This is a genomic window from Rathayibacter sp. AY1D1, from assembly GCF_002932635.1.
GTDB lineage: Bacteria > Actinomycetota > Actinomycetes > Actinomycetales > Microbacteriaceae > Rathayibacter.
The window spans coordinates 59,961-67,467 of the sequence record NZ_PSVY01000019.1; the positions used below are offsets into that span (position 1 = coordinate 59,961).

Sequence of the window (7,507 nt, forward strand, 5' to 3'; positions counted from 1 at the left end):
TCTCTCTGTTTCACCAGTCGCGCCGACGGCGTGTCAGCGCATCCAGGTAGGCCTTGGTGTGGACGACCTGCAGGAACAGGTCGACGACGAGCTCGTACATCGACGCGGCGGCGAGCATGTACCGCCAGCCGCGGTCGCGGACCGTCACGATCCGCTCGACGACGAAGATCGCGGTGACGGCCAGCCAGAACGGCTGGAGGCTCAGCTCGCCCCAGCCGACGGCGTAGACGATCGTGGCCAGGTAGACGTACGTGATGATGCAGCCGAGCATCGTGAGCAGCTGGCGCCCCCAGTAGGGAGCCGTGACCCGCGTGAAGCCGTACTGCACGCAGTTCTCGACCGCTCCGCGCTTCCAGCGCAGGCGCTGACGCCAGAGGTCTCCCCAGGTCGGCATGACCTCGGTGACGAGGGTGCAGCCGGCGGGGCTCAGCACGTCGTAGCCGAGGTGGCGGATCGCGAACGTGAGCTCGTTGTCCTCGGTGAGGACGGTGGTGTCGTAGATGCCGCCGATGCCGTCTCCGGAGGGGAGGGAGCCGGCCAGGCGGGCCGCGCTGATGCGGCGCATCACGGCGACCTGGAGCACGGCCGCGGTGCCCGTGACGACGAGGCACTTCCCGTTCAGCCGGCGCACGTCGCGGGCGTAGCGCGCGTACTCGTTGCGCTGGAGGTGGCCGACGAAGCCGCCGCCCTCGCCGCCGCGGAACACTCCTCCGACCGCGCCGATGCCGCCGTGCAGCCTGCCGCGGGCGATCTCGAGGAACCCGGGGTCGAGCGCGGAGTCGGCGTCCTGCACGAGCACCAGGTCGTCGTCCTGCAGCCCCGGGAGGACCTCGGCGAGGAACTGGTTGAGGCCGCCCGCCTTCTTGTGGCTGTTCCCGACGGTGACGAACACCTCGGCGCCGTGCGCGAGAGCGATCTCGACCGTGGCGTCGGTGCAGTTGTCGGCGATGACGACGATCCGGTCCGGCGGCCAGGTCTGCCGGCGCAGGCCCTCGATCGCCGCGGCGATCCCGGCCTCCTCGTTGTGGGCGGGGAGGGCGGCGACCAGGTCGCCGATGCGCGACGAGGCGCGGCGGCCGCTGCGGGGGCGCGTGCCGGCGATCGGGGTGGATGTCGGAGGGAGTCGGTCGGCGTCGACGGCGGGGAGCGCGGTGCGCTCGAGGACCGCAGTGGGGGCCGGCGGACGCTCGAGCAGCGCCGTCGGCGCGGCCGGACGCTCCAGGAGCGCGGTCGCGGCGGTCGGACGCTCCGGGACGGCGGTCGCGGCGGCCGGATACTCCAGGGCAGCGGCCGTCGCGGCCGGAAGCGCGGTCGGCGCAGCCCGACGCTCCAGGACAGCGGCCGGCACGACCGGTCGCGCGACCACTGCGGACGGGGCGGCCGGATGCTCCAGCACCGCGGTCGGGGCGGCGGGGACCGTCACCGCTCCGGCAGTCAGCGCGGACGCGAGGCGGCGCGGAGCGGAGACCCGCTCGCGCCCGGAGCGGGCGGCACGGCGTCCCGAGAGCGGGCGCGAGGCCGTCTCGTCGTGCGCCTCCCAGGTCGCCCGGCGACGGGGAGCCGTCGGCTCGTCCGCGCCGTGGCCGGGCTGTGTCGTCATGACTGTTCCTCTCCGCGGCCGGGGGCCGATGTGCGCTGATGAGCGCCCGCGCGGAACGGAGGTCGTCGCCGGGGTGGGCGCGACCCGAGTGAGGATCGGCGTCCGACGGGGGGATCGGAGCAGGGCCTGACAGAGGACAGCATCGGGGGGTGCTGCGATCAACCTAGGGGCACGGAGATGATGGAAGCAAGTGAATTTTGTCACCCTAAAGGGGCCATACAAGGTCCTTGCGGCTTCTTCGTCTTCGTCGTATTTGATCCCTCGCCTCGCTGAGCCTCCTCCACACCCGGCGCACCCCTGTCCGCTCGGCCCCGCGGCGGGCCGTTCGGGGGTCGGCGGCGCTCTTGTGCGCCGAGCCGCCGGGGTCCACCATCGAGCGACGGCCCCCGCCCGGGGCGGCCGCACCCGACGGGTCAGGGGCGCCATGCGGTCGCAAGGTCTGCTCTTCTGCCTGATCCCGCCGATCCTCTGGGGCGGCATGCTCCCGGTCGCGGACAGCATCGCGGCGTCGGTCGACTCCTTCTTCATGACCCTCATCCGCTACACGGCCGCCGCGGTCGTCCTCGCCCTGCTGCTCGCCCGGGCGGAGGGGCTCCGCGCCTTCCGGCTCGACGGCCGCGGGTGGCGGCTGGCGCTGCTCGGCGCCTCCGGATTCGCCGGCTTCGGACTGCTCGCCTTCACGGCTCTGCGGTTCACCTCGGCCCCGAACGTCAGCCTGATGATGGGGATGATGCCCGCGATCGGCGCGGTGCTCGCGAGCATCGGCGCGCGTCGCCTGCCGCCGGCCGCCACCGTCGGCTGCATCCTGCTCGCGCTCGCCGGAGTCGCGCTCGTCGTCACCCGCGGCGACGTCGCCCTCCTCCTCGACGGCGAGCTGGGGTTCGGCGAGCTGCTCGCCCTGCTCGGCGCGATCTGCTGGGTCGTCTACACGCGCGGAGCCGCGGCGTTCCCCGGCTGGTCGGCGCTGCGGTACTCGACGCTCACCACCGCGCTCGGCTGCCCCTCGATCGCCGTCGCGGTCGCCGTGGCGACGGCCACCGGCTCCGCGCACCCGCCGACCGGTGCCGAGGTGCTCGCGGCCTGGCCGCAGTTGGCCTACCTGATCCTCCTGGCCGGCGTCGTCGCCGTGCTGCTGTGGAACGCCGGCATCAAGCTGCTCGGCGCCCTCAACGGCACGCTCTTCCAGAACCTCGTCCCGGTGACGACCTTCGCGATCAGCATGGCGGGCGGCTACCGGCCGGGGCCCGTCGCCCTGCTCGGCGCGGCCATCGTCGTGACGGCGCTGCTGCTCAACAACTGGGCGACGCGGCGCGCGGCCGCGGTCGCCGCGCGTCCCGTGGCGGTGCCGGCTCCGGTGCGCTGAGCGCACCGCCGGAGCCTCCCGCTCGGGGCGGTCACTGGTCGGAGTTGCCGGCCCAGCGGACGGAGCCCTGCGCCTCCTCCTTGCTGATCGGGGACACGGTGCCGCAGTGCGAGCACTCGAGCAGGTAGCGGGTCGAGACGGTCAGGACGGGGACGAAGAAGAGCGAGAGGCGCGTCCGGCGGCGGAGGATCCGCTGCTCGTCGCGCTGCCCGCAGACGCGGCAGACGAAGACGAGCGTCCGGAGGAGGTCCTCGACGGCTCGGGTCCCGAAGATGAGGAGCATGCGTCCGAGCGTAGGGAGCAGGGCGCGCTCGGCGGAGGGGGTTGCCGGGGCGCCGTCGCCGCGAAGCGCCGGGCGCAGACGACCACGGCGAGCGCCGTCTCGAGCAGGTCGCCTCCGTAGAACAGCAGGAGCGCCGCCTGGCGTCCCGTCTCGTCCGGCGCCTCCGCGTAGAGCACGGTCGCGAGCAGCGCGTGCGCGGCGATGCCCGCTCCGAGCACGCCCAGGCGCAGGCCGAACGGGGCGCGGTGCGGGTTCGGATCGACTCCGGCGAGAGCCGCCGTCAGCAGGCAGCCGCTGAGCAGGAAGTGCACGCCGAGTGCGAGGTGCAGCAGCGGGTCGGCGTGCGCGGCGGCGAGCAGTCCGGTCGCGTGCACGAGCCAGAGGGAGCCCGTCGAGAGCAGGAGCGCCGTCACGGGGTGGGCGAGGAGACGGGCCGGGCGGCTCCGGAGCAGCCGCGAGAGCCGCCGGGCAGCCGTGACGTCGAGCGCGCGCAGGGCCAGGGTGACGGGGGCCGAGAGCACCAGGAGGAGCGGCGCGAGCATCCCGAGGACCAGGTGCGTCAGCATCGCCCCGCGCGGATCCGCGTGCGACCACTCCGCGAGCGGACCCGTGAAGCAGAGCGCCGCGGTCGCGAGCCCGCCGAGGAGCAGGGCGGTGCGGTGGAGCGGCCACGGCCGTCCGCGCCGCCGCTCGAGTGCCGCGGCGCCCCCTCCGAGTGCCGCCGCCGCGGCCAGCGGGACCAGGAGCAGCAGGCCCGGGTCGAGCAGGGAGTGGTCGGCGTGCGGGGTCACGCCGTCGCGCGCCGTCGCCGCGGCAGGAGGAGCAGCCCCGCCGCGAGCAGCACCGCTCCCGAGGCGATCCAGGCGGAGTCGTAGAGGAGCAGGTCGACGTCGTAGCGGACCTGGTGCACCCGGAGCAGCTTGTGGTCGACGACTCCGTCCCACAGCTGGAACAGCCCCGCCCCCGTGAGCCCCGCGGCCCACGCCGTGCGCGGACGCAGAGCGGATCGGCGCCGGGCGTCGGCGAGCAGGAAGCCGCCGCCGACGAGCGCGAGGATCTCGGCCGCGTGCAGCAGCCCGTCCGAGAGCAGGCCGATCGCCGGAGTGGAGCGGTCGTAGAAGTGGTGCCAGGCGAGGATCTGGTGGAAGACGATCTCGTCGACGGCCGCCATGAGGCCGACTCCGATCAGGAGGCCGCCCTGGAACGCCCGGTCGCCGCGGAGTCCCCGACGCCGCATCCGGTCCCCTCCCGATCGAGTGCCGGGGCCCCGGGATCCCGAGACCCCCGCGCCTCCTCCCGAGGCCCCGCCACCAGGGAAGCGGACGCCCGGATCGCGGCCTAGAGGGTTGACTCCTCGCGCCCGCGCCGGTCGTGCTGCCCCTCCGCTACGGGCTGGGCCGACGAGGCGCAACCCCGCGCGAGGGGCGCTCCCGTTCGGGAGAGTGGAGGCATGCAGCAGCTGACCTACGCCTCCAAGAGCTTCGTGACGACCGACGCCGTGACCGAGGCCCTCCTCGACCTGGTGACCGCGATCGACCGCCAGGAGCACTCCGAAGCGGTCACGGTCCCGGCGTTCACCGAGGACGGCGAGCTCATCGAGGCGAAGATGACGCTCGACGCGAGCAGCGAGCTCGTCGCCGTCCCCGTCGAGGTCTCCATCAAGGACGAGGAGTCGACCACCGGCGCCGTCGAGGCCGCCGTCGAGGACATCCGCTCCCGCATCAAGAGCAATCGCGCCACGATCGCGCGCCCCGTGATCGACGAGGACCCGGAGCCCTACAACTACGAGGAGTTCTGAGCAGCGCCTGCGGGCCTCCGCGCCTCCGCACTGAGGTGCCCGGATCTGCTCACGACACGCCGGAACGGCCGGCCGATCCGAGCACCACAGCACGGATCCTCGCCCTGCGCCTCTTGACCGGGGGCGCCGCAGGGAGTCGGATGAGGGCGTGCGCGCGCTGGTCCCCGTCTCCGATCCGTGGTCCGTCGACGGGAGCGGGCGGACGAACGACGGGCCGGTCGATGACCTCTCGGTCCGCGCCGAGCGGGACGGCGGCTCGTACTCGGTCCGCACGCTGCGGCTGACCGGTGTCCGCCTCGGGCCGCGGGGCTCGGTGCACGGAGTGGTCACCGACCCGGTCGCGACGGCCACGCTCGCGATCGGCTCGCTCCTCCTCTCGGCGATCCCCGCCGGCCTGCCCGGGGACCGGACGCGAGCGGCGATGGTGGCGGCGGAGGCGCGGTCCCAGGAGCTGGCCGCCGACCGGCCCGCGTGGGACGTGAGCGCCCTCCCCCTCGACGGGATCGACTACGCGCTCTTCACCCGGACCCTGCCCGAGGGCGCCGTCGCGCACGCCGACCTCGGCTGGGCCGTCGTCGCGCTGTGGAGCACAGGCCCGCTCCCCCGGGGTCCCTTCCACCTGCTCGAGATCCCCGACGAGCCCGTCCCGCGCTGAGTCGCCCGGATCGGCTCGCGACACGCCGCAGCGGGGAGCCGATCCGGGCGACTCAGCGAACGGGTCAGTGCACTCGGCGCGGGGTCAGGCGCCCGCGACCGTGGAGCCGCGCACCAGCAGCTCGGTCGGCAGCAGCGTCACGCGCTGCACCTCCTCGCCGGCCAGGAGGCGCACCAGCACGTCCGCCATCGCCTCGCCGAGGCCCGTGGAGGGCTGGCGCACCGTGGTGAGGCGCGGCTCGCTCGCCTCGGCGAAGTAGTCGCCGTCGAAGCCCGCGAGCGCGATGTCGCCCGGCACCGTGAGGCCGCGCTCGCGCAGCGCCGTCAGGGCGCCCGCCGCCATCTGGTCGTTGGAGGCGAAGACCGCGTCGATCGGCCGCCCGGAGTCGAGCAGGCGGCGCATCGCGGTCGCGCCGTCCTCGGGCGAGTAGTCGCCGTACTCGACGAGCGAGTCGTCGAGCCCCGCGGCGGTGACGGCCGAGCGCCAGCCGGACAGGCGGTCGATCGCGGCGGGCATGTCCTGGCGGCTCGCGATCATCGCGGGGGCCGTGCGGCCGAGGCCCAGGAGGTGCTCGGTGACCGTGCGCGCCGCTCCCGTGTTGTCCACGTCCACGAAGTAGCTGCCGCCCTCCTCCGTCAGCGGCCGCCCGCCGAAGACCACGGGGAGCGAGGCGCCGAGCTGCGCGTAGGAGTGGTCGCCGCTGTGGTGCGAGACGACGAGCGCGCCGTCGACGTTGCCGCCGAGCAGGTAGCGCCGCGTCTTCTCGGGCGCCGCCTCCGACGCGATCACGATGGTGAGCGTGTACTCGGTGCCGGCGAAGGCCATCGCGGCGCCCTGCACGACCGAGGCGAGGAACGGATCCGCGAACACCTTCGCCGCCGACTCCGGCACCACGAGCGCGACGGTCTGCGTGCGGCGGCTGGCGAGGGAGCGCGCGGCGCGGTTGGGCACGTAGCCGAGCTGCTCGATCGCGGCGAGCACGGCCGTCCGGGCGCCGTCCTTCACGCGCGGGGAGTCGTTGACGACCCGGCTGACCGTCGCGCGGGAGACTCCGGCCAGCGCGGCGACGGCTTCGAGGGTCGGGGCAGCCGAGGCGGTGTCGTGGGTCATGCGGGCCTTCCTCGCGGGTGCCTCCGAGGCTAGCCGAGCGCCGGAGGAGCGGGCCCGTGGAGGGCGTCCTCGGCGCGAAGGGGCGCGGATCGCGGCCATTCGGGGGTGATGCGGGGCGGCGGAGCGGGCCGGCGGAGTGAGTCCGCGGCCTGCGAGGGCGCGGATAGCGGCCGTTCGGGGTGGCGCCGGGCGGTCGGGGCGCCGCCTCGGCGATCACCGGCGCGACCGGCGCGCAGCGAGCGATCGCCCGCCGCTGGCGGCAAGCCGCCCCGCGCCGGTCAGCGCCCGCGGCGGAAGCGCGCGAGGAGGCTCCGGAGCCGTTCGGCCTGCCGGTCGGTGAAGTCGTTCGACAGCCGGAACGCCTCGCTCGTCGGGTCCGCCCCGTTCGCGACATCGCGGATGGCGCGCAGCGCCTGCTCGGACGGCGTCGGCCCGTCCCCCGGACGCGGCTGCGCGGGCCCGCTCGAGGGGTCCTCGTCGCGCGGGTCCTTCGGCTCCATGTCGCCTCCTCCGCGCCAGCCTAGGCGGCGGGAGGTCGGGCCAGGAGGTCTCGGGCGGAGCGTGATCGGCGGGATCCTGCACGGCAGCGGTCGGGATGAGCCGAGCACGACGACCGGCCGAGCCACGAATCCGCCTGCCGCTCAGTCCACTGCCCGATCCCTCACCGCACCCCCCGACCCCCGGACCCGGAGCACCAC

9 protein-coding genes are annotated in these 7,507 nt (G+C 74.7%); 3 read left to right on the forward strand and 6 right to left on the reverse strand.

Going from position 1 to position 7,507, the window contains the following annotated elements; genetic code table 11:
• Positions 1 to 10: 10 nt before the first annotated feature.
• Positions 11 to 1,600, reverse strand: a complete 1,590-nt coding sequence (locus tag C5C56_RS12300) for a glycosyltransferase family 2 protein (RefSeq protein WP_104319694.1) — start codon at positions 1,598 to 1,600, stop codon at positions 11 to 13.
• 424 nt (positions 1,601 to 2,024) lie between these two features.
• Between C5C56_RS12300 and C5C56_RS12305 the strand changes: the two genes are divergently transcribed.
• A complete protein-coding gene (locus C5C56_RS12305) occupies positions 2,025 to 2,963 on the forward strand; it encodes a DMT family transporter (protein WP_104319695.1) in 939 nt (312 codons plus the stop codon).
• 31 nt (positions 2,964 to 2,994) lie between these two features.
• Here C5C56_RS12305 and C5C56_RS18505 read toward each other — a convergent pair whose 3' ends face one another.
• The 3 genes from C5C56_RS18505 to C5C56_RS12320 are packed head-to-tail and all read right to left on the reverse strand — an operon-like array spanning position 2,995 to position 4,483.
• Positions 2,995 to 3,153 carry a hypothetical protein gene (locus C5C56_RS18505; RefSeq protein ID WP_374953265.1) on the reverse strand — a complete coding sequence of 53 codons (159 nt, stop codon included), beginning with the start codon at positions 3,151 to 3,153 and terminating at the stop codon, positions 2,995 to 2,997.
• Positions 3,105 to 4,037, reverse strand: coding sequence for a cytochrome c oxidase assembly protein (locus C5C56_RS12315; RefSeq protein WP_104319696.1), 933 nt, complete (start codon positions 4,035 to 4,037; stop codon positions 3,105 to 3,107). The genes C5C56_RS18505 and C5C56_RS12315 overlap by 49 nt, the downstream gene beginning before the upstream one ends.
• The gene (locus C5C56_RS12320) at positions 4,034 to 4,483 is read right to left on the reverse strand and encodes a DUF2243 domain-containing protein (protein WP_104268776.1); all 450 of its coding nucleotides are present in this window, start codon (positions 4,481 to 4,483) and stop codon (positions 4,034 to 4,036) included. The genes C5C56_RS12315 and C5C56_RS12320 overlap by 4 nt, the downstream gene beginning before the upstream one ends.
• A gap of 213 nt (positions 4,484 to 4,696) precedes the next feature.
• Here C5C56_RS12320 and C5C56_RS12325 point away from each other — a divergent pair, with 213 nt between their 5' ends.
• On the forward strand, positions 4,697 to 5,044 hold the full coding sequence (locus C5C56_RS12325) for a hypothetical protein (RefSeq protein ID WP_104223965.1): 348 nt from the start codon (positions 4,697 to 4,699) through the stop codon (positions 5,042 to 5,044).
• Between the two features lie 148 nt (positions 5,045 to 5,192).
• Positions 5,193 to 5,699 (forward strand): hypothetical protein, encoded by a 507-nt coding sequence (locus tag C5C56_RS12330; protein WP_104319697.1) that lies wholly within the window; start codon positions 5,193 to 5,195, stop codon positions 5,697 to 5,699.
• A gap of 84 nt (positions 5,700 to 5,783) precedes the next feature.
• Here the strand turns inward: C5C56_RS12330 and C5C56_RS12335 are convergent, their stop codons facing one another.
• Positions 5,784 to 6,809 carry a LacI family DNA-binding transcriptional regulator gene (locus C5C56_RS12335; RefSeq protein ID WP_104223963.1) on the reverse strand — a complete coding sequence of 342 codons (1,026 nt, stop codon included), beginning with the start codon at positions 6,807 to 6,809 and terminating at the stop codon, positions 5,784 to 5,786.
• Positions 6,810 to 7,087: 278 nt separating this feature from the next.
• On the reverse strand, positions 7,088 to 7,309 hold the full coding sequence (locus C5C56_RS12340) for a hypothetical protein (protein ID WP_104225836.1): 222 nt from the start codon (positions 7,307 to 7,309) through the stop codon (positions 7,088 to 7,090).
• Between the last annotated feature and the right edge of the window lie 198 nt (positions 7,310 to 7,507).